Annotated in this window: 24 protein-coding genes and 2 pseudogenes; 17 read left to right on the forward strand and 9 right to left on the reverse strand. The window is 44.7% G+C overall.

The genetic code is table 11. The features are described from left to right. Positions 1–71: 71 nt before the first annotated feature. The 13 genes and pseudogenes from R7E78_RS20280 to R7E78_RS20340 form a co-directional block, all read left to right on the forward strand. A pseudogene (locus R7E78_RS20280) lies at positions 72–1886 on the forward strand (GumC family protein); the annotation flags it as partial. Next, positions 1864–2673, forward strand: coding sequence for a putative capsular polysaccharide synthesis family protein (locus R7E78_RS20285; RefSeq protein WP_005385848.1), 810 nt, complete (start codon positions 1864–1866; stop codon positions 2671–2673). The pseudogene R7E78_RS20280 and the gene R7E78_RS20285, both read left to right, overlap by 23 nt. Before the next feature lie 2 nt (positions 2674–2675). Continuing rightward, on the forward strand, positions 2676–3728 hold the full coding sequence (locus R7E78_RS20290; protein WP_005385849.1) for a glycosyltransferase: 1053 nt from the start codon (positions 2676–2678) through the stop codon (positions 3726–3728). Next, positions 3694–4941: an O-antigen ligase family protein gene (locus R7E78_RS20295; protein ID WP_104980115.1), complete on the forward strand. Its 1248-nt coding sequence runs from the start codon at positions 3694–3696 to the stop codon at positions 4939–4941. The genes R7E78_RS20290 and R7E78_RS20295 overlap by 35 nt, the downstream gene beginning before the upstream one ends. A gap of 15 nt (positions 4942–4956) precedes the next feature. Then, complete coding sequence (locus R7E78_RS20300; RefSeq protein WP_005375258.1) at positions 4957–5790, forward strand: putative capsular polysaccharide synthesis family protein; 834 nt, start codon at positions 4957–4959, stop codon at positions 5788–5790. After that, on the forward strand, positions 5787–6818 hold the full coding sequence (locus tag R7E78_RS20305; protein ID WP_206953501.1) for a glycosyltransferase: 1032 nt from the start codon (positions 5787–5789) through the stop codon (positions 6816–6818). The genes R7E78_RS20300 and R7E78_RS20305 overlap by 4 nt, the downstream gene beginning before the upstream one ends. A gap of 8 nt (positions 6819–6826) precedes the next feature. Then, entirely contained in the window at positions 6827–8134 is a 1308-nt protein-coding gene (locus tag R7E78_RS20310; protein ID WP_258481730.1) for an oligosaccharide flippase family protein, read from the forward strand. Positions 8135–8136: 2 nt separating this feature from the next. Continuing rightward, positions 8137–8532, forward strand: a complete 396-nt coding sequence (locus R7E78_RS20315) for a VanZ family protein (RefSeq protein WP_053350073.1) — start codon at positions 8137–8139, stop codon at positions 8530–8532. 67 nt (positions 8533–8599) lie between these two features. Next, complete coding sequence (gene yqfB / locus R7E78_RS20320) at positions 8600–8920, forward strand: N(4)-acetylcytidine aminohydrolase (protein ID WP_005385855.1); 321 nt, start codon at positions 8600–8602, stop codon at positions 8918–8920. 50 nt (positions 8921–8970) lie between these two features. After that, on the forward strand, positions 8971–9570 hold the full coding sequence (locus tag R7E78_RS20325) for a TetR/AcrR family transcriptional regulator (RefSeq protein ID WP_005385858.1): 600 nt from the start codon (positions 8971–8973) through the stop codon (positions 9568–9570). A gap of 151 nt (positions 9571–9721) precedes the next feature. Then, a complete protein-coding gene (locus R7E78_RS20330) occupies positions 9722–10756 on the forward strand; it encodes an NADP-dependent oxidoreductase (RefSeq protein ID WP_005385860.1) in 1035 nt (344 codons plus the stop codon). Between the two features lie 14 nt (positions 10757–10770). Then, positions 10771–11388 carry a glutathione S-transferase family protein gene (locus R7E78_RS20335; RefSeq protein WP_005375238.1) on the forward strand — a complete coding sequence of 206 codons (618 nt, stop codon included), beginning with the start codon at positions 10771–10773 and terminating at the stop codon, positions 11386–11388. Between the two features lie 281 nt (positions 11389–11669). Then, complete coding sequence (locus tag R7E78_RS20340) at positions 11670–13109, forward strand: catalase (RefSeq protein ID WP_033906756.1); 1440 nt, start codon at positions 11670–11672, stop codon at positions 13107–13109. A gap of 195 nt (positions 13110–13304) precedes the next feature. Here the strand turns inward: R7E78_RS20340 and R7E78_RS20345 are convergent, their stop codons facing one another. The 4 genes from R7E78_RS20345 to norV form a co-directional block, all read right to left on the reverse strand. Beyond that, positions 13305–14183, reverse strand: a complete 879-nt coding sequence (locus R7E78_RS20345) for an NAD(P)-dependent oxidoreductase (protein ID WP_005375233.1) — start codon at positions 14181–14183, stop codon at positions 13305–13307. A 184-nt stretch (positions 14184–14367) separates the two neighbouring features. Beyond that, complete coding sequence (locus tag R7E78_RS20350; protein ID WP_005375231.1) at positions 14368–14706, reverse strand: DUF1971 domain-containing protein; 339 nt, start codon at positions 14704–14706, stop codon at positions 14368–14370. Positions 14707–14748: 42 nt separating this feature from the next. Continuing rightward, the gene (gene norW, locus R7E78_RS20355) at positions 14749–15897 is read right to left on the reverse strand and encodes an NADH:flavorubredoxin reductase NorW (RefSeq protein ID WP_054577063.1); all 1149 of its coding nucleotides are present in this window, start codon (positions 15895–15897) and stop codon (positions 14749–14751) included. Between the two features lie 10 nt (positions 15898–15907). Then, the gene (norV, locus tag R7E78_RS20360; RefSeq protein WP_005375223.1) at positions 15908–17410 is read right to left on the reverse strand and encodes an anaerobic nitric oxide reductase flavorubredoxin; all 1503 of its coding nucleotides are present in this window, start codon (positions 17408–17410) and stop codon (positions 15908–15910) included. Between the two features lie 190 nt (positions 17411–17600). Between norV and norR the strand changes: the two genes are divergently transcribed. From norR to azu, 4 genes are all read left to right on the forward strand, one after another. Beyond that, entirely contained in the window at positions 17601–19133 is a 1533-nt protein-coding gene (gene norR / locus R7E78_RS20365) for a nitric oxide reductase transcriptional regulator NorR (RefSeq protein WP_005375220.1), read from the forward strand. Between the two features lie 397 nt (positions 19134–19530). After that, on the forward strand, positions 19531–20049 hold the full coding sequence (locus R7E78_RS20370) for a hypothetical protein (RefSeq protein WP_053307894.1): 519 nt from the start codon (positions 19531–19533) through the stop codon (positions 20047–20049). A gap of 269 nt (positions 20050–20318) precedes the next feature. After that, positions 20319–20969, forward strand: a complete 651-nt coding sequence (locus R7E78_RS20375) for an HAD family hydrolase (RefSeq protein ID WP_005385872.1) — start codon at positions 20319–20321, stop codon at positions 20967–20969. A gap of 335 nt (positions 20970–21304) precedes the next feature. Continuing rightward, the gene (gene azu / locus R7E78_RS20380) at positions 21305–21757 is read left to right on the forward strand and encodes an azurin (protein ID WP_005375211.1); all 453 of its coding nucleotides are present in this window, start codon (positions 21305–21307) and stop codon (positions 21755–21757) included. 226 nt (positions 21758–21983) lie between these two features. Here the strand turns inward: azu and R7E78_RS20385 are convergent, their stop codons facing one another. From R7E78_RS20385 to R7E78_RS20405, 5 genes and pseudogenes are all read right to left on the reverse strand, one after another. Continuing rightward, positions 21984–22334 (reverse strand): ethanolamine utilization protein EutQ, encoded by a 351-nt coding sequence (locus R7E78_RS20385; protein WP_017635301.1) that lies wholly within the window; start codon positions 22332–22334, stop codon positions 21984–21986. Continuing rightward, entirely contained in the window at positions 22331–23647 is a 1317-nt protein-coding gene (locus tag R7E78_RS20390) for an NAD(P)/FAD-dependent oxidoreductase (RefSeq protein WP_005385877.1), read from the reverse strand. The genes R7E78_RS20385 and R7E78_RS20390 overlap by 4 nt, the downstream gene beginning before the upstream one ends. Positions 23648–23659: 12 nt before the next feature. Further along, positions 23660–24943 carry an NAD(P)/FAD-dependent oxidoreductase gene (locus R7E78_RS20395; protein ID WP_318058187.1) on the reverse strand — a complete coding sequence of 428 codons (1284 nt, stop codon included), beginning with the start codon at positions 24941–24943 and terminating at the stop codon, positions 23660–23662. Beyond that, positions 24932–25093: pseudogene (locus tag R7E78_RS20400) on the reverse strand (rubredoxin); the annotation flags it as partial. The pseudogene R7E78_RS20400 and the gene R7E78_RS20395, both read right to left, overlap by 12 nt. Positions 25094–25235: 142 nt before the next feature. Then, positions 25236–26672 (reverse strand): aldehyde dehydrogenase family protein, encoded by a 1437-nt coding sequence (locus R7E78_RS20405; protein ID WP_054577060.1) that lies wholly within the window; start codon positions 26670–26672, stop codon positions 25236–25238.

Consider the following 26672-nt stretch of genomic DNA (forward strand, 5'->3'; position numbering starts at 1 on the left):
GAGTAGTTTTACAGGCAAAGCCGAAGCGGATGATAACCACCTACTGAAGTAGGTGGTTTAGGGCTGAAAATAAAAAAATCGACCAAATAAAGTCGATTCCTTTTGTTCAAGACCTACTGAATGTGGCACCAAGCCCAAAAGAAACCGCCCAGTTTTCAGAGTCCTATTATCAGGCACTTCAAGCTTTCAGAAGTAAACTCGATATTGAGCCAGTACGTAACACCCAATTAGTCAGAATTCGCTTTCGTTCTACCGATCCTAAGCTTGCGACGACAATCGCCAACGCGGTCGGCCAAGCCTACATTGACGCAAATTTTGAAGCCAAATTGGTCGTTACACAAAATGCGGCTACTTGGTTGACAAATAACTCTCAAAAATTGGAGGAGCGATTACGTAACTCGGAGCAAGCGCTGCAAGAATTCTTGTTAAAAGAAGGGTTGATCGATATAAACGGTATTGATGAAATTTACGCAAATGAGCTAGAAGAACTCACTCGCAAGCTGAATATCGCTGTTAATAAGCGTATTGAAGCGCAGACGTTAATCCAACTGTTACGACGTAAATCTTCGCAAAGTTTAGACAGCTTGTTGTCAATTGATGAATTCGCTAATCAAGCGCAAATCCGCGATCTAAAATTGTCGGAAGCACAGGCAGCCAAAAATCTCTCTGAACTGGCACAGCGCTACGGACCTAAACATGATCGAATGATTCAGGCGAAAGCACAGCTTGCTGAAATTCAATCAAGAACCCAGCAACTCATTCGTGACATTTCCTTCAGTAAGCAACAAGACCTTCTTGCTGCAAAAGCGCAAGAGGACATGCTTCGAGCAGAACTCGATAACAAAAAGTCAGACTTCCAATCGTTAGGGTCACAAAAAGCGCGTTACGAACAGTTAAAACGCGAGGTTGAATCTAATAAGGCACTCTATGAAGCGTTCTTAAATCGTGAGAAAGAGACCAACGCCACCAGCGACTACAAGAATGTCACGGCTCGCTTTACTGATAAAGCCATCATTCCTCTGTTCCCGGTGGCACCACAACGAATCAAACTGGTACTGATTGCCACCTTTTTTGGCTTTGCCATTGCTTGCGCTCTAGTCATCATCTTAGAAACGATGCGAGAAGTTATCCGAAGCACAGCCGATGTGCAGGAAAAACTTGGTGTTACGTGTTTAGGTGTGATTCCTATGGTCAAAAAACGCAATTTGCGTAAAAACGGCGTCAGTTATACCGCGTATTTAGATGATGAAGAAAAGCTATTTAGTGAAGCTTGCCGCTCGGTCAGAACCTCGCTTCTGCTCAGATTAACCAACACGAAGCAAAAGATATTGCCCTTTACCTCTGCTATTCCAGAAGAAGGAAAAACATCGACCAGTATCAATATGGCGGTGTCGTTTTCAAAAATGGAAAAGGTGTTGATCATCGACTGCGATTTACGTCGACCTTCCATCGCAAAGCGATTCGGTATTGCTGAATCAAGCCCTGGCTTAACGCATATCCTGACGATGGATACGCCAATCAAAGATTGTGTTACACATATAAAAGAAGCCAACTTAGATGTATTATCGGCCGGCCTAATTCCGCCAAACCCACAGGAATTACTGGCTTCTGATCGCTTTAAAAAGTTGCTCGAACATTTTCAAAATAAGTATGACCGGATCATTATCGATACACCGCCCCTACTGTCAGTGAGTGACGCACTTATTCTTGGTCAGTATGCCAATGGTCTGATTACCGTCATTCGCTCAGAATCAACAAAATCATCACTGGTTAACCTTGCGTTATCTAAACAAATACAACACTCAGTTCCATCTCTTGGCGTCTTAATCACACAAGCCAAGGCCAAGGAAGGAGAGACGCTTTATGTCCAGAAATACGCCTACTAACGTAAACCTATCTTGGTACCAAACGTTGAAAAGCCAAGAACAGCCGGTATTGATCTATCAAATGGGCAAAGTAGGTTCGAGTGCATTAGAGCATTCCATTCCTGACTCGATTCACTTGCACGACCTTATGACCGTCGATGCGCAAAAACAAATATCCCCCGTTAGAGCGCAATTGCATAAGCCTCAGATCAATGCGTTAAAGCGACGACTAAAGCGTATAACGATGAGCCATATGTTAAAGCGCAAAAAAAAAGTTCGAATTATCTCGCTGGTGCGTGAACCGATCGGACGAAATGTCTCAATGTTCTTTCAAGCACTTCCTTTTTGGATGGCGGACAAATATCTAAAGGATGACAGCGCAATACGTACCGAACGACCGCAATTACTCCAAGAAGCATTTGATAAGCACATGAATCATCAATATGCGCTGCAGTGGTTTGACAACGAGATCAAACAACTAACAGGGATTGATGTGTTTAACGAGTCTTTTAATCACGAAGTAGGCTATCAAACATACCATAACAATAACTTCTCACTGTTGGTCATTCGAAGTGACAAGCTAACGAAGGCTAACTCCGCAGTTGAAGACTTTTTAGGTTACCCCGTGGATGTTGTTTATGAAAATCAATCAGACAACAAATGGTACTCGCCACTAATGAAAGAATTCAAAACGCAATTTCAACCTACACCCGAGTACGTTGAAGAAATGCTGAATTCTAAATTGACGAAGCACTTTTTCTCAAATGCAGAAATCACCGACCTTAAACAGCAATATCTGACCAATTAATCATGAAAACCAAGATTCTACATATTATTAATGATCTTTCTCAGAACGGCGGTGCTCAGAAGTTCTTAGTCGACCTTGTTTTAGAACATAAGCCTGAATACGAAATCAAAATTTTGGTCTTGTGTGATGAAAATGATTACTTACCAATGCTATCCGCCCAAGGGATAGAGTGTTTTAACTGGCGCACATTGTCATTGAGTGAGAAATTCTCTTTGCTGCGTTGGCCGGATGTCGTTCACGGGCACCTCTACCCTTCCATTTACCTAGCGCTATTGGCGGTAGGTAAAAAACGAATCCAGACTGAGCACTGTTCTTATAACCGTCGACGTGACTATCCGCTGTTTAAGTTCATGGAATACGTCTTGTATTGGGGCCACGACTTGACGGTCAGTATTAGTGAAAAAGTACAAGATGAACTGGTGAAGTTCATGCCTCGCTACCAACACAAATATCACGTGGTGCACAATGGCGTTGATTTAAAAAGGTTTTCTATGACGCCAAGATGCGCCAGCCACCTAATCGACAAACCAGTTATCAAGATTGGAATGGTGGGCCGACTTCACCAACATAAAGATCATGAAACGCTTATCCAAGCACTTATCCATTTACCAAGACGATACGAACTCCACCTTGCGGGAGATGGAGAAAAAAAATCGTCACTGCAAGCATTGGCAACAAAAATCAACGTCGCGCAACGTGTTCACTTTCATGGCGTAGTTTCTGACGTTCCAGCCTTTTTGAACGACATGGATATTTACGTGCAATCGTCGCACGTCGAAGGCTTTGGTTTGGCGGCGGTTGAGGCGATGGCAGCAGGCTTACCCGTACTATCGTCGGACGTACCTGGTTTGGATGACGTCACCGGACGTGCCGAATATTTATTTCAAGTTGGTAACGTCACTGAACTGAGCCAAAAAGTTCTCCAGCTGTGTGAAAGTGTTGAGCGGTATGACGCTGCAAGTCAATACTCAGTCAATAGGGCCTCTCTCTACACCATCGATAAATTTCGTGAAGGTTACTATGGAATCTACCAGCAGCTTTGCGCCAACAAATAGTTCCGCGCCATCGAGCCATCGCGCCTCATTGCTTGCAGCATGCCTATTAGCATTGTTCTTTATTCCTATGAAGTTTCGTGCTGGAGGAATAGCGCTAGCCCCATCTGACATCGCAAGCCTTTTGTCCATTGGTTTTACTGCATTAGTGGTATTGGAAGGAAAAGCTGAAAAACTCATGCATCCCTGTATGGGGTTCCTCGTATTGTTCACTGGGTATGTGTTCATAAATGGTCTGCTAAATCGCGTCCCTTTAATGCCGCTAGTTATAGAAACTGTGCAATGGTTAGCGATTTTGTGCCTACTGAGCCTGATGTACGCCTATGGCGTGTTTGATGACGAACGGGTAATGGTTTATTTCACGTATCTGTTGTTTTTCATCTGTACGCTCGTTGCCTTATGGCACTTTGCTCAGGGCTATCAAAGCGGGTTTAAGTTACTCGGGGTAAGTAAATACGGGTTCGGTGTACTGTGCTCGCTACTGTACCTTTATCGAGATAAAATTCGCGCTTTCCACCTTTTGATGCTCGTAGCTTTAGTATTACTGGTGTTGTCACAAGAAAGAAAAGCGCTACTTGGTTTTTGTCTGCTTTTCTTCTTTGACCAACTGCTCGTAAAAAACTTAATGAGAAAATCGCTCAGCGAAACGTACACGTGGACGATTTTATTAGCCTTAAGCTTCACTGTGTTTACTGCCGTCACAACCACACTCTACGTTGGGTTTGAAACGCTAGCAGACACATTGGAAATAACCCAAGAAGACGTCTTATTTGCCAACCAAAGTGAAGCGCGCTGGGTATCGAATCTTCATAGAAAACTTTTACTTGCCAATGGGCTAGATATTTTACTTCAACACCCAGTGTTAGGTGTCGGCGCGAAAATGTTACCCAACTTTATGATCAGTTACTTTAATTATGATGAGCTGGCGATCTACACCCACAACTTTGTGTTAGATACCGCAATTGAATACGGATTGCTTGGTATCGGTCTGCTGTTTGGTGGTTATTTTCTTTTTATTCGCTTTTGCTTCCGTAGTCTTAATGAAAACAGAAAAAGCCTATTACTTGCGATATACGCCCTCATCATGGTGTTTTTCGTTGCGGTAAACACCACCATAATTTTAATACTCTTATTACCCGTCATGATCAGCATGAGCAACGACTCAAGGGCCATTGCTCATACTTTTCCGGTAAACCATCACCACGAATATGAATAATCAAGGATAGGATAGATGAAGTATTCAATCTCTCGACAATTTGAAAAGAACCGAGAACTCCAAGCTGATAATTTTGTTTTAGTTTACCAAATGGGCAAAGTTGGCTCCTCATCAATTGAGCACACGCTAGGGGAGAAAAATATCCCGAGCTATCACATCCACACCTTTGATGATCACGAAGAATTTCACATGTATCACAATAAAAAAGACGTGAGTAAATTCTTCGACTTCCGAAACCGCGCACTCTATCGCTTAGTGCTCAAGCAGCGAAAACGTATCTTACAAAAACGCGAGCAGATTAAAATCGTTACGCTGGTCCGCGATCCAATCGCAACTGTCTTTTCTCGCTTCTTTCAAGATCTCCATTTGCAATTTATCGAAGGCAAAAAGAACGATGCAATTCACCGAGATATGGAAGTCACGTATCAGCACCTCGAGCATTGCTTTGATAACTATATCAATCTCAACTATTTTGCGGACTGGTTCGACAACGAGTTAAAGCGTAATTTCAATATCGATGTGATGCGCCAAGAGCTGGACAACACTCAACCTTTCTTCACATTCCAGAACGATCAGGCCAACGTCATGCTAATCAAATGCGAACAGCTCAGTTCTCTTGATAAAGAAATCGGTGAGTTTCTTGAGTTGCAAGACTTCGTGCTGAAAAACAGCAACGAAGCGAAAAACAAGTGGTACTCCAATATCCACCAACACTTTAAGAATCACTACGACTTCTCAAAACTGTTCTATATGTACGATCTTCCCTTGTATCGCCACGTTTATTCAGAGCAAGAGCGTGATGCTTTTAAACACAAATGGATGCAAACACCAGGGACAAAATCATCATGAAGAAAGTGCTCCATGTTACAGAAGCGTTTGGAGGTGGCGTTCAAACCGCCCTCTATAGTTATGTTCACTCATCCAGAGACGAGCCTTACCAGCATTTCTTGCTAGCCAGAGCCCGAGAAAACGACTTAACCAATGAGAACAACCACCACATTTTCGTACAGACAAAGTGGGTAGAAGGCGGCTTGCTTCAATTTATTCGCGATGCAAACCACATGATTGCATCACTTGGTCCCGACGTCGTGCATTTGCACTCGAGTAAAGCAGGATTTCTCGGCCGATTTCTAAAGCTTGGCAAGGCACGCTTGGTTTACACACCGCACTGTTATGCCTTCGAACGTGAAGATATCTCAGAGCTTGCACGCCAGATCTATAAAGCACTAGAGAAAGTAAAACTGAGCAAAATTGATGTGGTTGCAGGCTGTAGCCAACGAGAGTGTGACCTAGCCATTAGCATTGGTGCGAAACATGCCGAACTGCTCAACAACTACGTGTCTTATCAAAGTGAAGATCGTATAGAGCGAGACAAGCAAGAAGCGCTGAAGCTCGTTGTACTTGGCCGTGTCGCGCCCCAAAAAGATCCTCAGTTTCTTATCAGCACATTGCAGTTCCTTAATCGGTATGCGCTTAACCGCCCGATAGAGATCACATGGATAGGTGGCGGTGACCAAGTACTCGAACAGAAATTACGTACTGAAAATGTGGATGTAACGGGTATGCTGCCTCGCGATGAGGTAGTTGAAAAGCTCAAAGGTTCAGACCTTTATCTACACACTGCAGCATGGGAAGGGATGCCGTTAACCATTCTAGAAGCATCCAAGTTACATCTTCCTATGGTTATTCGGACCATCGGCGCAACCAAAGATCTCAACTACCCGTTTTTAGCGCTCACACCTGAAGAAATGGCCAAGCAGATCGCGCATTGTGTCAATCATTATGAAGAGATCGATTTTCGCCAATATACAGCAGAATTAAACGATGCCTTCAGTGAAGAAAAGCAGCGCCTCGCACTCAATAATATTTACGGTTAAATGCCCCTATGTTTCACACTGTTCAACAAAAATTACTGTTGATGCCCAGCGGTAAAAAAAGCTTGTTATCTACTGGATTAAAAACCGCAATCACGCGTGTGTTGAGTGCGCTATTTGCTTTTTTACTGACTCTGATTGTATCGAAGACCAGTGACGCTTCGACGGCCGGTCAATTCTTCTTTTTATTCAACCTAGTCTCGCTACTCGCCATCGTTTCTCAGCTAGGTTTTGATGTCTCGTTAGTTCGTTACAATGCGATCGCTTTTAATAACAAAGAGAAGCTTGAACAAAGCCAAAACTATAAAACCGCACTTTATCGAAGTATGGCATTTTGCTTGCTCGCCATAGGCGTTTTGTTGGCAGCGTTTAATCTGTTTCCAGAACAGCTAAACCAGACTCAATCACCAATGTATGCGATTACTTTATGCTTGCTTTGCATACCTTTCTTGGTGCTTGCGCAAACCAACAGTCGGGTGCTTCAAGCATGTAGAAAAGTTGTATCATCTCTGTTTGCGTTGCAGCTTGGGGTAAGCATGTTGATGGTCATTTTTGTCTTTGCCCTAGACTATATCGGTCAGCAAAATATCAACAATCTAATGACCGCACTGCTTTTAGCGAGCATAGGTGTCGCGGTCATATCTAGTGCCAATTGGCTTGGCTCAGATCAATATCAAACATCGGCTTTCGTACCAAACAAAAAAATGGTCGCTTCTGCCAAGCAAGTCTGGGTTGGCAGTATCTTCACGAATGTTCTTCAATGGGGAAGCCTTGTTATTACGGGCTTTTTTATCTCAACAGCGGAAATCGGTTTGTTAGCCGCAGCCCAACGCACATCACTACTGATTGGCTTTGTGCTGATTACCATTAACTTTGTGGTCGCCCCGATGTTTGCCTCTCTCTACAAAGAGCGTCAAATGCTCAAACTGCAGAACCTGAGCCGCTTGGCGTGCCGAGCCAATGTTGGTTTAGCGATTGTACCCGTAGTTATTTGCACCCTCTTCCCCGAGTTTGTAATGCAGTTTTTTGGTGAGGAGTTTCTCGCCGCGGCGCCACTATTAGTCGTCCTTTCTCTGGGGCAGTTAGTCAATGTTGCGACTGGTTCAGTAGGGTTTTTATTATTAATGAGCGGTCATGAGAGAACCATGAAATACATTACAATTTCCTCCGGTACGGTGTCTATCTGCCTACTTGTTACGCTTTGCCAAATGTTTGGGGTGATTGGTGCAGCGTGGGCAATGGCAATTGGCATGGCTATCCAGAATTTAGCTGCACTGTACTTTGTAAAACGTTACTTAGGCTTCTTTCCAATAGGTTAATTATGGCTTTAATACTGGCACGCACGAGTTTTGTTTTAGTCCTGATGCTAACCGCTTCACTCTCTTTGTGGAAAAGCTCTGACCTACACCATACTGCTTACCTGCAAATGGAAACCTACTTAGGCGGATCGAGTACGCTTCACTTTACTTTCAGTTTATTGATCGGCTTTTTATCGGTTTTCACGTTCCCTTCTCTGGTGAGCTCGAATAAAACCGACGTTTTTGGGATTCGTCTTTTGCTACTGCTGTTGGCTATCGTTTCAATGGAAGAAATAAGCCAACTTTTTATTCCAAATCGATCATTTAGTTTTGATGATCTCAGCACCAACTGGATAGGCGTTATCTCAGGTTACTTTAGTGCCAAGTTAATTCGCTTCATCCGCACTCGATCGTTCTAGTAATACAGGAATCTCTGGGGGATTTGGGTATATAATTGCGCCAAACATCCAGACTAACGAGTACATCATGCCATCTCATCCAACCAAGATTACTTTTTTTGAATTCTTAACCCCGTTGATCACGTCAGGCAAAAAGACGATAACGATTCGAGATGAATCAGAAAGCCATTACGTTCCCAATACAGAAGTCGAAGTTTTTACCTTAGAAACGGATCGTAAAGTCTGCGATATCAAGATACGTTCTGTAGAACCACTTCACTTTGAAGATATTAATGAGTTTCATGCAGAACAAGAAGCCATCGAACTACCAAAACTCAAGCAGTTAATTCGAGAAATCTACCCAAATACCGACACGCTCTTTGTTATTGAGTATGAGCTGATTAAATAACCCACAACAAATACTAGACGACTGGTCTAATTCATTCTATAGTACACTTCATGAACGCAAAGACGAATGACACACGCCAACATATTCTCGACGTCGGATACGAGTTGATCGTAAACCGAGGGTTCACGAGTGTTGGTCTTTCAGAGCTATTAAAAAAGGCCGCAGTGCCAAAAGGCTCGTTTTATCATTACTTCAAATCCAAAGAACAATTTGGTGAAGCGATGATTCAAGACTACTTTACTAAGTATTTTGAGCGTTTAAACGCACGCTTTACCAATACTGAACTGAGTGGCTACCAACGCCTAATGAGCTATTTCGAAGAAATGGTCAAAGTAGAAGACGACGTGTGTAATGCGAACAAATGTTTATTGGTCAAGTTAAGTGCAGAAGTCTCCGATCTCTCTGAGTCAATGCGCTTGGCATTACGCCAAGGAGCAGACAAAACCATTCAAGCGATAGCGGATTGCATAGACATCGGCATTCAAGATGGCTCAATCCCCAATGGTGACAGTGCGTTATTAGCAAGGCAGATATACTACCTTTGGAATGGCGCTAGCTTGCTGAACAAACTTTATCAAGATCAGGCAGCATTGACGCAAAGTCTGACCTATACTCAACACTTACTGCAGAATACGCGCACTTGTCCATAACAGGCGGCGTGGAAGCAGAATGAACACCCTACACACGTTTCACTGTCAGAAAAAGCGTCAGTGTTAACACAGTAAACCTTCCCGCTTTAAATAAGCGGGATATTTTGAAATAAATACTAGACGACCGGTCTAATCAACAAGTGAGATAGATATGACTAACGCAACAAATCGCAGAATAGTACTCGCGTCACGTCCCCATGGTGCACCGACACAAGAAAACTTTCGTTTAGAAGAGGTAACGAAACCGACTCCGAAAGAGGGTGAAATGCTATTGAGAACGGTTTATTTATCTCTAGATCCATACATGCGTGGTCGCATGAGTGATGCCGAATCATACGCTGACCCTGTTGCAATTGATGACGTAATGGTCGGTGGTACAGTTTGTCAGGTAGAAGCATCAAACCACCCAGATTACGAAGCAGGTGAATGGGTTCTTGCCTACACTGTTGGCTGGCAAGACTACGCTATCTCAACTGGTGAGATGGTCATTAAACTTGGTAAAGAACCGCAAAATCCTTCTTACGCGCTAGGCGTTGCAGGTATGCCAGGATTTACCGCGTACATGGGTTTACTCGACATTGGTCAGCCAAAACCAGGGGAAACCATCGTGGTAGCAGCTGCTACGGGGCCTGTAGGCGCAACAGTTGGTCAAATTGGTAAAATCAAAGGTTGCCGAGTTGTTGGTATAGCAGGCGGAGACGAAAAATGCCGTTACGCTAAAGAGGTGCTTGGTTTCGATGAGTGTATTGATCACAAAGCTGAAGATTTTGCAGAACAACTGAAAAATGCCTGTGACAAAGGTATTGATGTTTACTTCGAAAACGTAGGTGGCAAAGTATTCGAGGCTGTAATGCCACTTCTGAATACAAATGCGCGTATCCCACTTTGTGGTTTGGTTTCTCAGTACAACGCGACAGAGCTGCCTGAAGGTACCGACCACCTTCCATTACTAATGGGTAAGCTCCTGACCAAACGAATCAAGGTGCAAGGCTTCATCATTTTTGATGATTACGGACATCGTTACGGTGAATTTGCGCAAGATATTAATCAATGGTTGGCAGAAGGAAAGATCCAATACCGCGAACATCTAGTACAAGGACTGGATAATGCGCCAGAAGCATTCATCGGTCTGTTGGAAGGTAAGAATTTCGGCAAACTTGTAGTACAGATTAACGACCCATTATAAAAAGGGATATGTAAATGATTAAACTTCACCACCTCAATCAGTCTCGTTCAAAGCGCATCATTTGGTTACTTGAAGAGCTAGATGTAAATTACGAGATTGTACCCTATGTCCGTGATTCCGTGACCTTCATGGCACCGCCAGAACTAAAAAGTGTTCACCCATTAGGGAAGTCACCTGTTCTTGAAGATAACGGCGAGATTATCATTGAGTCAGGTGCAATGACCGAATATTTGATTGAGAAATACAGTGACGGAGCCTTTGCTCCTGAGCGTGGTACAAAAGCACACACAGAATATTTGCAATGGATGCACTTTGCAGAAAGCTCTGCAATTTTACCTATGCTGCTAAAAATCTTCGTAAGCAAAGAGCCAAATGAAACTCAGTTTTTATCAGGCTATGCCGACAAGGAAGCAATGAATGTACTAGGCTACTTCGAGCAATCTTTAGAAGGCAAAACTTACCTAGTAGAAGAGCGTCTGACTGGCGCAGACATCATGATGTCTTTCATTGTCGAATTGGTTCAAAAGTTTGGTTTAGTTAATCACTTCCCTAATATTGAACGTTATGGGAAACAGCTCGCGACACACCCAGCATTTGCAAAAGCTGAACAACTTGAAGTGAAGTACTCTTAATTACTTCGCCCCTTTGATGACGCGTAAAACTTCATTTAAGGGGCGATATTACTAACATCGTAGACACGCTAACTGGATAGCGCTCCCCCCAGTCAATCGCTTTCGAGAACGTCGATTGTTATGTCAATCAAGCTAATGTAGTAAATTTCTGATTCTAATATAGTTTCGACCATAGTCACCATCTATTGAATTGATAAGCAATATCAGTTTTCTCCCCCAGCTTTTCCGTAATAACCTCCTCTACAGTTTCTAAGGTATTGAACCCTGGAGGGGGAAGAAAAATGACAAACAAGAAATTGACTACAGCAGCAGGTTGCCCTGTCGCACATAACCAAAACGTTATGACTGCAGGTCCTCGTGGCCCTCAACTATTACAAGACGTTTGGTTCCTTGAAAAATTGGCACACTTTGACCGCGAAGTGATCCCAGAGCGTCGTATGCACGCAAAAGGTTCTGGTGCTTACGGTACGTTCACAGTAACGCACGACATCACAAAATACACTCGCGCTAAGATCTTCTCTGACATCGGCAAAAAAACAGAACTATTCGCTCGCTTCACTACCGTAGCTGGTGAGCGCGGTGCAGCAGACGCAGAACGTGACATCCGTGGTTTCGCACTAAAATTCTATACTGAAGAAGGTAACTGGGACTTGGTTGGTAACAACACACCAGTATTCTTCCTACGTGACCCACTAAAATTCCCAGACCTAAACCACGCAGTAAAACGCGACCCTCGCACTAACATGCGTAGCTCTACCAACAACTGGGATTTCTGGACATCACTACCAGAAGCATTCCACCAAGTGACTATCGTAATGAGTGACCGTGGTATCCCCGCTTCTTACCGTCATATGCATGGTTTTGGTAGCCACACATTCAGCTTCATCAACGCAGAAAACGAGCGTTACTGGGTGAAATTCCACTTCAAAACTCAGCAAGGCATCAAAAACCTAACTGACCAAGAAGCAGAAGCAATCGTAGGTAAAGACCGCGAAAGCCATCACCGTGACCTCTACGAAGCGATTGAGCGTCAAGACTTCCCTAAATGGAAGATGTACGTACAGATCATGCCTGAGCTAGAAGCGGATGAAGTCAACTTCAACCCATTCGACCTAACACGTGTATGGTCTCAAAAAGACTACCCACTGATCCCAGTTGGTGAGTTCGAACTGAACCGTAACCCAGAAAACTTCTACGCAGAAGTTGAGCAATCAGCGTTTAACCCAGCAGCAGTTGTACCTGGTATCGGCTTCTCTCCAGATAAAATGCTACAAGGTCGTCTGTTTGCTTACGGCGATGCTCAGCGTTACCGTCTAGGTGTGAACCATCATCAAATCCCAGTGAACGCACCTCGTTGCCCTGTTCACAGCTACCACCGCGATGGCGCAATGCGCGTTGATGGCAACTTTGGTTCAACACTAGGTTACGAACCAAACTACAAACAAGAATGGGCAGAGCAACCAGATTACTCTGAGCCACCTCTACGCATCAACGGCAACGCTGATCACTACGATCATCGTGTAGACGAAGACTACTTCAGCCAAGCGGGTGACCTATTCCGTCTGATGAGCGAAGAGCAACGTCAAACTCTGCTCGATAACACAGCTCGCGCAATGGACGGTGTACCAGAGTTCATCCAACAGCGCCACGTTCAACACGCATACCAAGCGGACGAGGCGTACGGCAAAGGTCTTGAAATTGCACTAGGCTTAAACAAGTAAGCGAACGCTGTAATCATTACACTGTGTGATTTAAAGACGAAAAAAAGGAGGTGCTCTACAGCACCTCCTGATTTCAAATCACTAATCCTTAATCACAAGTCATAAACCATGCTCAAGGAGGTTCATTATGATTAACTTAGATTTCTTTAAGCTCTTTAATACCAAAGAACTGTTTATCTATTACTGATTCATCAACTACTGATTTTTAGCGACCGCTTTGATCAGTACTGATGTATCCATGCGACCTAAACCATCACGTTGAAGGTCTGCGTATTGCTCATCCACTTTCTTAGTCAGTGGAAGTTCTAGACCCACTCGCTCAGCTTCTTGCAGACAGAAACCTAAGTCTTTGCGCATCCAATCAATAGCGAAGCCAAAATCGAACTTGTCTTCAGCCATTGTATTTGCGCGGTTTTCCATCTGCCAAGAACCTGCAGCGCCATGCTTAAGCGTTTCTACAACTTGAGCGATGTCCAAGCCTGATTTTTGTGCCAGCAACAAAGCTTCACTCAGACCTTGTAAAACGCCTCCAATACAGATTTGGTTTACCATCTTACAGCGTTGACCCTGACCGTTTTCACCCAGTAGCGTCATCTGCTTCGCGTACACATCCATCGCCGGAGACACACGGTCAAAAATGCTTTGTTCACCACCACACATGATGGTTAGAACACCATTTTCTGCGCCCGCTTGACCACCAGAAACTGGCGCATCAATGAAGTGATTACCATACTTAGCACACGCTTCAGCCAGCTCAACCGCTAGGTCTGCAGAAGTCGTCGTGTGATCGACTAACACTGCATCTGCTTTCAAACCGACCAGAATGCCTTCTTCACCGTAAACAACGCTACGAACGTCATCATCATTACCCACACAGGTAAAAACGATGTCACAGCCTTCTGCCGCTTCACGTGGTGTTTCACAAGCTACGCCTTGGTATTCTTCAGCCCATTTGTCGGCTTTCGCTTTTGTGCGGTTGTATACTTTGGTTTCAAAGCCCGCTTTACTTAGGTAACCAGCCATTGGGTATCCCATCACACCCAGACCAATAAATGCTACTCGTTGTTTTTCCATTGCACGCTTCCCTTAGTTCACCTGACTGAAATGTTTCGTAACATGCTACTAAAGAATTGAAATCATTACTCGTGATTTCTCTTTCCTCGGTCTCGATGATCCTGCATTGCAGTCCGTTTATTGCGCCTTCTACACCCCTTTACTTGACGATTAGCGTAACAGTCAAAGCACTTACAAAGGTTCACTACTGCTTAGCGTGGAACATCGCTTGCCCACTCTTGTCCTTGTTCGACCAGAAATTGATGTTGAACTGAGCATCATCGCTCATCTCAATGCGGTGCCAGTACTGCGGTGGACTTGTAGCAAACTGGCCTGCATTAATCACCACCACTACTTCTGCTTCTGTGGCATTTTCATCAGCAAAGCCGTAGTAAGTCACTTGCCCTTCCATGACGCACAGCTGCCCAAACACACCCTCAGCGGTATTGTGATGAGTCAGTAGCGCTGGTGGCACATTGTCTTTAGTGAAGAAAGGCGTTGAACGTTGAACAGTCCAGTCTTTAGGAATTCGTAGATGCGACATAATAATACCCTCTCTAATTACAATTCTTTTCGTTTAAATCGGTTAAGCCTGACCGGCTTGAGACAACTCTCGAAGCAATGGAAATGCTTGCGTAACTTGTTCTCCCGTCACGACGAAGCCCATGAGTCGGCTATTTTCATCTTCTGCTTTCGCGGCAATGCCTGTTTGAGAAATCTGCACGCTCCAGTTCGTCACCGAACTAAAATCGCCTGCCAATTGAATTGGGTAGCTCGGCGTTTTGACCTTTACCATCATGGGCGGTAGTTTCAACTCTGCTTCTTGCCCCAGTAGTTGTTTGCCCAAAGCATTGGCACTTAGCACGATCGGTTGGAGGTACGGCATCATTCGACCTTGGATCTCAGCACAATCGCCTAATGCGAACACATTGGCTGCTGATGTCTGTAATCGAGCATCCACCTCGATGCCTTTATTGACACTCAACCCACAAGCCTTCGCTAACCAAGTGTTAGCACGTAAACCCGCCGCTGAAATCACTACATCGGCTTCGATTTCCTTACCTTTGCTCAAGCTTGCCACCAGCGAATCATCCGAGTGATTGATCGCGACAACTCCAGTCTCTAAGGCAAGTTGAATACCTTGCTGCTTAAGTTGATTCTCCAGCGGCAATGCAACAAATTCAGGAATCAAGTTAGCGAGCAAACGGGGATTTGGCTCAACCACCGTAACGGCTTTACCACTGGTTGCGAGATCCATGGCGATCTCGACGCCGATCAAACCACCACCCATTACTAGAATTCGTTCCGCGCGGCTAATTTGCTCTTCCGCTAATTGATATTCTTGTAGCGAGTTCAGCGTTATCACCTCAGGTGCTGCACCACCAGATATTGGCGGCACAAAGGCTTTCGCGCCTGTCGCAAACACCAGTTTGGAATAAGGATAGGTTTGGCCGTTGGCGACCACTTGCTGAGCTTGCACGTCGACATGCTCAATCATGGTATGGGCGAACAGTTCGATGTTGTGTTCCTGTGCAAACGCCTCACCACTTTTAACTACCAAATCTTGGGCAGTTTGCTTGTTACTGAATACATGACTCAAATCGGGCTTGTTGTATTCCGCGCCATCATCAGCAGTAAACACTTGCAGCGGAATATGTGCGTCCATTCGACGCACTGTTTTCACCAATTGGTAAGCCGCAAAGCCGCTACCAATAATCACAATAGATGCTTGCATATTCTCCCCCTTACCCGTTGTATTCGACAAAGACGTCTTTACCCAAGTGGCATTCTGGGCACAAGAAGTAATCTGGCACTTCAGACCATGCCATGCCCGGTTCAACGCCTTGATTAGGCTCGCCTTTAGTTGGGTCGTATACCCAATTACAAACGGTGCAAACCATGCATTGACAACCTGCAGGATGCGCCTCAGTACTAGGGTTGCTAGAAGCAGCATCTACTGCCGCTTGTGTTGCTACTTGTGCAGCGGGTTGTGATTGAACTTGTGGTGCAGACGCAGCAATCGCCAGCGAAGTAACAGGACTTGTCAGGTCATGCTTTGCCCACAATTTCGCGATGTTTTGACCATGTTCGCGACATTCACGCATCGCTTTACCATCTGGTCGCCATTTGGTTTTCAAACTCACCGCGGTTTCAAAGCCTGCGTCAGTCAATCGAGCATGGATACGATCCACCGCACCACCGTTCCAACCGTAGCTACCGAACGCAGCGGCTTTCTTCGCCTTAAAGCGCAGACCGGTAATTTCTTCTAGCATGCCTGCGATCTTCGGCATCATGACGTTATTCATGGTAGAAGAACCAACCAAGATGCCTTTTGAGCGGAATACGTTGGCGAGAATTTCATTCTTATCATGCTTAGAGACATTAAAGACTTTGACCGCCACACCAGGATCGACATCGTGAATGCCTTGCGCGATTGCATCGGCCATCATTCGAGTGTTGTTTGACATTGAATCGTAGAAAATCGTAATGCGATCTTCTTGATAATTGTCTGCCCACGCCAAGTATTGCTCGATGATTTGAACCGGATTATCGCGCCATACAATACCGTGTGACGTTGCGATCATGTCGACAGGCAAATTGAAACTCAGCACTTCTTTGATTTTTGCGGTTACCAAGCTGCTGAATGGCGTTAGGATGTTTGAGTAGTAACGCAAACACTGTTCCATCAACTCATTTTGATCCACTTCATCATTGAATAAGCGTTCATCGCAGTAGTGCTGACCAAATGCGTCATTGCTGAATAATACTGCATCGCCAGTTAGGTAAGTCATCATGCTGTCTGGCCAATGCAGCATCGGCGCTTCCACGAACACCAATTGCTTACCGTTGCCAATATCAATGCTGTCGCCTGTTTTTACGGTTTTGAAGTTCCACTCAGGATGGTGGTGATGACCAACGATGGAATCAATCGCCGCTTCTGTACAGTAAATTGGCGTGTTCGGAATCTTCTCCATTAATGCCGACAATGCGCCTGAGTGATCTTCCTCTGCATGGTTTACCACGATAAAGTCGATAGACTTAAGATCGATTTCCATTTCTAAATTTTGGATGAATTGTTGACTGAATCGATGATCGACCGTATCAATCAATACGGTTTTCTCTTCACGAATTAGATAACTGTTGTAGCTGGTACCTTTTGTCATTTTGTATTCTGTACCGTGGAAATCTTGGACTTCCCAATCGCGTTGACCTACCCAGTGGATGTTGTTTTTTACGTGAATTGTCATAATTACTACCTTGAATGACGGGATAAACAAAACTAATTTCTTCTTGTATTGCACTGGGCATGCCAACTTTTAATTGCCATATATTTCAATATCTTAATTGAAATCCAACTTTAACAAGTGTCATTTAGACACAGTTGAAAATTGTCATTAAGACACTACAATAGTCATATTGACACAATCGGTATTGGCTATGACTTCTTTAATCGCGCAATGGCTACACATCACGCAAGACCTTAACTCGGCCCTCACTCAACAGGCTCGCTTCGATACGTTGTTAACCACGATTCGAGAGGTATTGAAGTGTGACTCTTCTGCCCTTCTTTTGTATGAAGACCAACACTTTAAACCTTTAGCGATCAATGGATTGGCGAAAGAAGTGCTTGGACGCCGTTTCTCCATTGAGCAGCACCCAAGATTAGAAGCCATTGCCCGAGCAGGCGATATCGTGCGCTTTCCCTCTGACAGCGACTTACCTGATCCATACGATGGCTTGATTCCAAACCACGATGACAAACTGCATGTCCATTCCTGCATTGGTTTACCTCTGCTGATCGACGATCAACTGATTGGTGCCATTACGATTGACGCCTTCGACCCCAATCAATTTGATGGGCTACGCAACCAAGAGTTACGTTTTGTCAGCGCGTTGGCAGCAGGTGGCCTACACACTGCACTCCTGTTAGAGCAATTAGAAACACAAGCGAGCCTGCCACGTGACTCTTACGCCGAGAAGCGCACCTTAAGTAATGAAATCATTGGCAACTCTCAGGGTATGAAGAATCTTCAAGAGCAGATCGATGCCGTCGCCGATACGGAATTGTCTGTGCTGGTGATGGGAGAAACGGGCGTAGGTAAAGAGTTGGTTGCCAGCGCTATTCACCATCGCTCTAGCCGCTCTAGCAATACTTTGGTTTACCTCAACTGTGCGGCGCTGCCAGAATCAGTCGCGGAAAGCGAGTTGTTCGGCCATATCAAAGGCGCATTTACAGGCGCAATCAGCAATCGCAAGGGTAAGTTCGAACAAGCCGATGGCGGCACACTGTTTTTAGATGAAGTCGGCGAACTGTCGTTAGAGCTGCAAGCCAAGTTACTTCGAGCCCTACAATACGGCGACATTCAACGTGTGGGTGATGACCGCCATATTCGAGTCAATACACGCATTGTCGCCGCCACCAACCGTATATTGCATGAAGAAGTGACTGCTGGTCGCTTCCGAGCCGACTTATATCACCGTCTAAGCGTCTTCCCGCTTCATGTTCCACCTCTTCGTGAACGTGAAGACGATGTGGTGTTACTCGCAGGCTTTTTTGCCGAACGTTTAAGAAGCAAATTGGGATTGAACAGCATTCGTTTGTCCCCCACTTTGGTGCAGGCACTCAAAGACTATTCATGGCCAGGCAACGTGCGAGAGCTTGAACATGTCATTAAACGTGCTGGTGTTTTGGCAAAAGCGCGTACCCACGCCATGGACATTGAGTTAGTTGAGCAAGATTTTGACATCCGAACGCCGAATCAGAACATCAAGAACGTTGAAGAAACGGAACAAAAATCTCGGCTTGAGCTACCAGAAGGCGGATTAAAGCCTGCCACAGACGCCTTCCAAAAAGCGATGATTGTTCGAGTTCTGGAAGAGAACCAAGGTAACTGGGCAGCAACGGCACGTCAGCTTGAATTAGATAACGGCAATTTGCACCGATTAGCAAAACGGCTAGGGATAAAATAGACACTAACGAATATCACCTAATATGGCATATTCATCGCCAAATAAAGAGCCGATGCCCAACCGCTCACTCAGCCCACTATAAGTAGTGAGCTGAGTGCTCAGATAGAATAGCCACCTAAGTTTGACGGTATTTTCTTCTAAATTTTATTGTCTTGAACCACCTCACAGATTTAATAACCCTTAACAATAAACACAATAATAGTTAAGGTATTTTTATGAGCCAGATCTAATAAAATTAAATATATAGTATTTATTTTAAGAATCTAAACTTTCAAAGTTCATCATAATAAATACAACCTCTATGTATACACTTTACCTTCAAAAAACATCCAAATATAATCCCTTCGATAAAAACACTTAAATGAATTTAACTGTATAAAAGTGAGGAGAATAAAATATGGGATATGGGGCGACAGTATATTCATTAGATACTGAAAAGGTTTTTAACGTACTAAAGAATGAGCGTAATCCAGAGCTAGAAAAAGCCATCATGGAAAGGTGTCAAGACTCCTTTAAAGTGATTAATGAAATGCTGGAAAGTAGTGGCGAAAGCATCCGAGCTGAAGAGCTTCTTATGCAGATGCTGTCTGAAGAGATAAAATACAGTCACTTGGGTTACGCCTATGCTTACTTGCTTGAAGCTATATGTAAGATCACTGGTTATTACTTATCCAATAACTCTTGGTATCCTTGCGATGTCAACGATTTCTGCGATATTCCATTCACTAATACCGATTATCCCATAAAATTCCCACTCCCTGACGATTTCCCTGTTGTTTTTATGATAAAAAATCAAGATATTCACCAAGATAACGTTGACTTCGGAGGCTTATCAGAGCAACAAATATCTGAAGTCAAGAGCTGGTACACTCATGCAGTCGTAAACAATCGTGACTTGGTATTATTTTATTATTAATTTTAACTATTAATAAATTATCCAATAGTTAAAATAACAATAGAATATTAATAAAACTCTAGCTTATATTAAGATAGAGTTTTATCTATTTAACTGAAATTTTTATAATTTTAAAAATATTATATTTCACACCTAATTTATAGACTCTGTGTATAGTGTGTTCAGAGGCAATGTGAACTCATAGGATCAAAATCAAGTTCTAATTTTTAGAAGAAAAAACGATCTGCTTGTGTCAAAATGCGCCATCCCAACCAAAAAGTCTTAATGTAATGAACTACCAAGCTGCTATTTTTGATATGGATGGTTTGCTCCTTGATACTGAGCGCGTCTGTATGCATATTTTCCAAGAAGCATGTGAAGCCCAGAATCTACCCTTCTATAAAGATGTTTACCTTTCAATCATTGGTCGCAATGCAGCGGGCATTGAAGTGATTTTTCGTAAAGCTTATGGGGATGATCTTGACCGCTTACACCAAGAGTGGCGCGACCGTTACGACGCTGTGGTTAAGCACCAAGCGATACCGGTAAAAGAAGGGGTGATTGAGCTGCTTGAGTGGTTGAAAGGCCAAGGGTTGCCAATTGCAGTCGCCACTTCTACAGCAAAAGAAGTGGCACAGAAGAAGTTGGAGTTAGCGGGCCTAAGCAAGTATTTCGACAACTTAACGACAGGCTGTGAAGTGTCACACGGCAAACCTGATCCAGAGATCTACCTGCTTGCAGCAAGTCGTCTAAGCGTAGATCCAACCAAATGTCTCGCTTTTGAAGATTCAAATAATGGCGTACGTGCTGCGGTAGCAGCGAACATGATCACTTATCAAATTCCTGATTTGGTTGAGCCTTGTGACGAAATAAAGCAATTAGGCCATACTGTCGCACCTTCACTGCATGATGTGTTGCACACGTTAAAGCAAACTCGCTAGGCCTACTTGTCGTCTGTTCTCTAGAAGCTCAGCAATTTAGCTGAGCTTCTTTCTTGAAACCTCTCCAATACCGTAAAACCAAACAATTCTGCCACCCGTTTAGAGAGATTATTTTCACCTTAACTCTGGCTAATCACGACTTTTGATTTAACTCACGCAATCGCATGAAATAAGGCATTTGAGTGATCAAATAGCGGAACTGACCAGTACAAGCTTGCAACAAAACGTCAATATACCGATTGAAGCACGTTTTTGGAGTGAAAATTGGCTGATAATGAGAACTATTGGATAAGATCAATCCAAGTCAGCCTAAAATACAAAATGGAGAGTGTTATATGTCTTTACGTTTATTAGCAACAACCTTCGCATTAGTAGGAATGAGCTTTGGTGCCCAAGCCAGTGCCGAGTGTGAAGTGTCATTAGATGCTAACGATATGATGCAGTTTTCTACTAAAACATTGAGCGTACCAGCCACTTGTAAAGAGGTAAAACTAACGCTGAATCACACAGGTAAGATGCCAGCGCAATCGATGGGTCACAACGTGGTCATCTCTGACACAGCCAACCTACAAGCAGTCGGTACTGATGGCATGGCAGCTGGAGCAGAAAATAACTACGTAAAACCAAATGATGATCGCGTCTACGCTCACACAAAAGTAATTGGTGGCGGTGAAAGCACCAGCATTACGTTCAGTACTGAGAAAATGAAAGCCGGCGGTGACTATTCATTCTTCTGTTCGTTCCCGGGTCACTGGGCAATCATGCAGGGTAAATTTGAGCTAAAATAAAAGCTTTAGCCAAGCCAAAAGAAGACTCATTACAGGGAAGCCAAGGCTTCCCTTTTTGATAGATAAAATAGCAATTGAGAAAGGTCTAACACGTCTGGAAACGTGACCAAGAAACATAGCAAGTATGAAACCCTTGCTCCATTGAGATTAAGTTCTTTTGCGAAAAGTTATGGTTAAAAATCAGATTTTTATTTTGCCTTTCCGAAACACAACTAAATGATAAAAGTCATTCAATACCATGTAACTCTTTCCAGTTTCCTGGATGAACCACATAGCCGAACAGAGCATGCCCACCATAAACCAATTCAGTCCCTTCCGGTATCCACAGCATCTGACCTGGGTGCACAAAATGTGTTTCACCATTTGCGGTCAGCTCGAAACAGCCTTCAATCACGAAAATAACCTCATCATAAAGCACTGTCCAAGCCACTTTAGCGCCTTCCCATTTAGCAAAGCCTACGCCTATGTTTGGTGAAATTTCTGGGCTTAACGCCCTGGCAACATACGCCATTCCTGGCGTATCACCACGAACATTGAAATCTAGACTTTTACTATCAACAAGTTTGACTGGCTTCATAATTCACTCCGGCTTTGCCATTTTGCTAATTGGATACGCGTTTTTACTCCCAAACCTAAAAAAGGCTCTGGCGGATTCAAACAAGGCATTCCTGTCACTTGCTGTATGTCATCCAATGATTTAGATGTCGCACCAACGACATAGTCAGCTAACAGTGTTCCAGAAATGGTTCCCCACGCAGCACCAACACCATTGTCACAAGCGCTGGCATAAACACCTTCATCTAATTGACCGAAAAAGTTAGTAAAGTTACGAGAGATTGCATACACCCCACCCCATGTGTGAGTAAATGGTACGTCGGCCAGCTCGGGATAACGCGCCAGAAAGACCTGACGATGATCGTCGCGAATTTGTTCTCTGACTTTATCGTTCATGCTTGAGCCATATTTCGGCACGTGTTTGTAAGTATTGCGGATCAAAATACGTCGATCGGCGGTCATACGTAACGTCGTTCCCGCATGATCAGCTGGAGTTAACCCCCAATTCAGCTCACCTCCGTATCGTTGCATTTCTGCGTCGGTTAATGGACGCGTCCAGCTTGCAAACGTCATCACTGGAAGTAGTCTGTTTTTAAGATAACCAAACTCCCGAGTAAAAATGCTGGTCCCAAGCAGCAGTTCAGGGGTTTCAACAGAGCCACTATCTCCATGTAATACCCAGCAACCGTTTTCTTTACTGAGCTTGCGGATTGGCGAGTTCTCTAACACCTCGACGTTCTCTGGAAGGCTTTCCCCTAGCCCACGCACCAAAGCAGCAGGTTGCATTAAATAACCACCTGGCGTGTAAATTGCGCGGCTGTAGTAGTTGGTTCCCAAGACTTTCGCCAGCTCACTGCCATTAACATGGAAGTATGGTTCGCCAAGGTCTTTCATTAGGTGCTCAAAGTGATCGAGATACGCTTCACCGCGCGCCCCTACGGCTCCTTGATATTTGCCCTTTGCTGACCACTGACAAGAAATACTGTGCTTCGACACTAAAGTGTTTAGCTGAGCAATCGCAGAACGGTTGAGCGACAATAACTTTTGTTTGTGCTCAGGGTCGGGATGCTCAAGTGAAAACTTATGAGGCAAATCGATAACAAAGCCCGAATTTCTTCCTGAAGCCCCTTGGCCGATACGTTGCGCATCAATCAGTATAATTCGTGCATTAGGCATAAGTTCAGCTAAACGTCTTGCCATAGCTAGGCCTGCGAAACCGGCACCTAACACGGCATAGTCAGCACTTTGTTTACCTTTTAACGCCGATTTTTCTGGAATACTTGGCAACGCATGGTACCAACCACACGTCACGTCATCATTGGGTAAATGAATCATCTTTTTTCTCCGCTACGCTGCTGACAGTTTCAATGACAATTGATCTAGCCAAGGGCCGCGTAATGACTGTACTTTTCTTCCTAGCAACGCAAAACCGAGCATTGCTCCTTCTGGTGAATAAAACGCAGCGGTCAATTCATCTGCTTGGGTCTCGATGTACCATTGTCCCTGTTCTTCAGCGGCTACCGGGAAAATCGTGAGTGGAAGAATCGGCGTTTTTACAATCACTGGAGTTGGTGTTAACGAGATAGGGGCGACATCGCCTAGCAAGCTTTTCGCTACAGAAGGGATCATTTGATTAATCGGTGCAATATAGGGCTGCCAACCTTGCTCAGTTTCAACACAGTCACCTAGCGAGTAAATATTCTCATCACTCGTCTGGCCGAATTGATTCACTTTAATGCCCCGGCCAACTTCAAGCCCCGCGCGCTCAGCCAGAGAAACATTTGGCTTGAGTCCAACCGCGCTCAGCACTAGATCTGCTTCAATCTGCTTGCCACTGTTTAGATGTAAAACCGCACTAGATTCCGACCTTGGTTCGATTCTGGTGATACTGTCTTGTAGAGCCCATTGCACGCCTCGATCGGCAAGTGCGCTTTGTAATGATTCACCCAACTGTTGCGGGATCAAACGCTCCATTGGCCATTGACCCAACCCGATAACTGTTACTTCATAACCGCTTTCGATCAGATCATTTGCGAACTCACAGCCAATTAAGCCATCACCTAGGATCGCGATGCGCTTTTTGTCTTGCAGCTCCGCTCTGAAACGGCGGTAATCAACTAAGTCGTTCACACTCATAACCCAAGAGCGATCGCCCTCAATTGGGATTTCAATCGGTGATGCACCTGTTGCCAGTACCAAGCGGCTGTAGGCGTATTTACCGATGGAGGTATGTAACGTTGAATTGGCACGATCGATCTGTTCAACACGGGTATGCGGGTAAACTCGGATGTTGAGACGGCTTTCCCACTCCAACGCGCTCTCACTTTGTAGCGCGTCGCCGTCTTTATTCATGACCAGTGCATTAGACAAGGCAGGCTTGCTGTACAGTGCGCCATCATCAGCGGTAAAGACAGTGATCGGAACCGTTTCAGATTGTGCTCTAAGTGCCGCTGCCAACTGGTAACCACTGTGGCCACTGCCGATGATAACGATAGGGTCAGCTGAAAATATAGGTTGAGTGACTTCAGATGGAAGTGGCTGAGCCGTATTTGGCTGAACAGATGCTTCTACCGACACCGAAGACACCACTGCAACCTCTTCTAGTGGCACATCGTCGGTGATTTCGATCATTTCAAAATCGGCCTTACCCACTAAACAGTCAGGACATAACCAGTCATCCGGTACATCTTCCCATGCTGTTCCTGGTGCAATGCCATCGGATGGCCAACCTTGTGCTTCATCATAGATTAAGCCGCAAATAATACAGAGCCACTTTCTCATCACTTATACTCCAACTACCTTGTTCAGAATTTCCGTGTTTACAAACCGCTGTCAGATTTGTTGTGATTCCATCAACCTCGCCCTAGCTTGTGGTCTGAAATCCAAGCCGGTACGAGGTGATGAAAATACAGTTACACGGTAGCTATACGTTGCTGTCTTGCTGCAAACGAATGGCAATATTGCGTGTCTGGACGTAGCTATAAATCGCTTCTTGTCCTTTTTCTCGCCCAAACCCGGACAAGCCCACGCCACCAAATGGTGTTTCGATGCCACCAGCAAACCATTCATTGATGAACACTTGTCCACCACGCAGTTGCTGTGCCACACGCAATGTTTGGTTTAGGCTTTCACCAAAGACACCAGCGACCAGGCCAAAATCGGTGCCATTCGCGATTTCAACGGCCTCTTGCTCGGTTTCAAACGGTGTAATTACCAGTACAGGACCAAACACTTCTTCTTGAGCAATACGCATATCTGGTGAGGCTTCAATCACCGTCGGTGCCACAAAGTAACCCGACAAATCAGGGGCGTATCCACCCGTTAGGATGTTCGCGCCGTCGGCTTTTGCTTGTTCTATCATTTCAAGCACGCGCGCTTGTTGATCAGCCGATACCAACGGTGTTATATCCGGCTGGCTTTCACCTTGACCAATGGTTAGGTCTTGCGCCATTTTCACTACCGCCGCTTTTACTTCTTCATAACGCTCTTTTTGAATTAGCAAACGAGACATTGCCGAACAAACTTGACCAGCGTTAAAGAAAATACCGACTTGAACGCTTTGTAAAAGCGTTTCGAGACTCACATCTTTCAGTGCGATAGCGGCCGATTTACCACCCAGCTCCATCACAGATGGTGTGGCGCGTTGCGCTGAATCTTTCAGTATGCGTTGGCCGGTCGGCACAGAACCTGTAAAGACAATTTGATCAACGTCTTGATGCTGCACCAAGTGGCTGCCAACTACGGAGCCTTTGCCACATAGCAAGTTAATCGCGCCTTTTGGGAAACCCGCTTTTTCAATCGCTTTAATCAACAACGTCATAGCGAGTGGGGAAATCTCTGGCGATTTGATCACCACTGCGTTACCAGCAGCTAATGCAGGTGCTAATGAGCGTGCACAAATAGAAACTGGGAAATTCCACGGCACAATCTGCACTGACACACCAAACGGCACATATTGGGTGAAATCGACATAATCTTTACCCAACGGAATTGACGTGCCTTCTAGCTTGTCGGCCATGCCAGCGTAGTATTCGAAGTAACGTGCCGATTCTAAAAACTCATCTTTGGCATCTTGCAAAGATTTCCCATTTTCACGGCAGGCAACTAACCCACCTTCATCAGCCATTTCACGAATAGCCGCGGCGGCTTTTAACATCCACTCGGTTCTGACGGCTGGACGAACGTCCGAAAGAACGCCTTGATTGACTACTCGACGTGCCGCTGCCATTGCGCGATCTGCATCGGTGATAGTGGCTTCTGCAACCGTCGCATACGCTTCGGCTGTGCCAGGGTTCATGACGGTCAGCGCTTGCTCTGAATCGCACCACTCACCATCAATATAATTAAGGTAATGCATCAT

This window comes from Vibrio sp. YT-19(2023) (assembly GCF_033337395.1).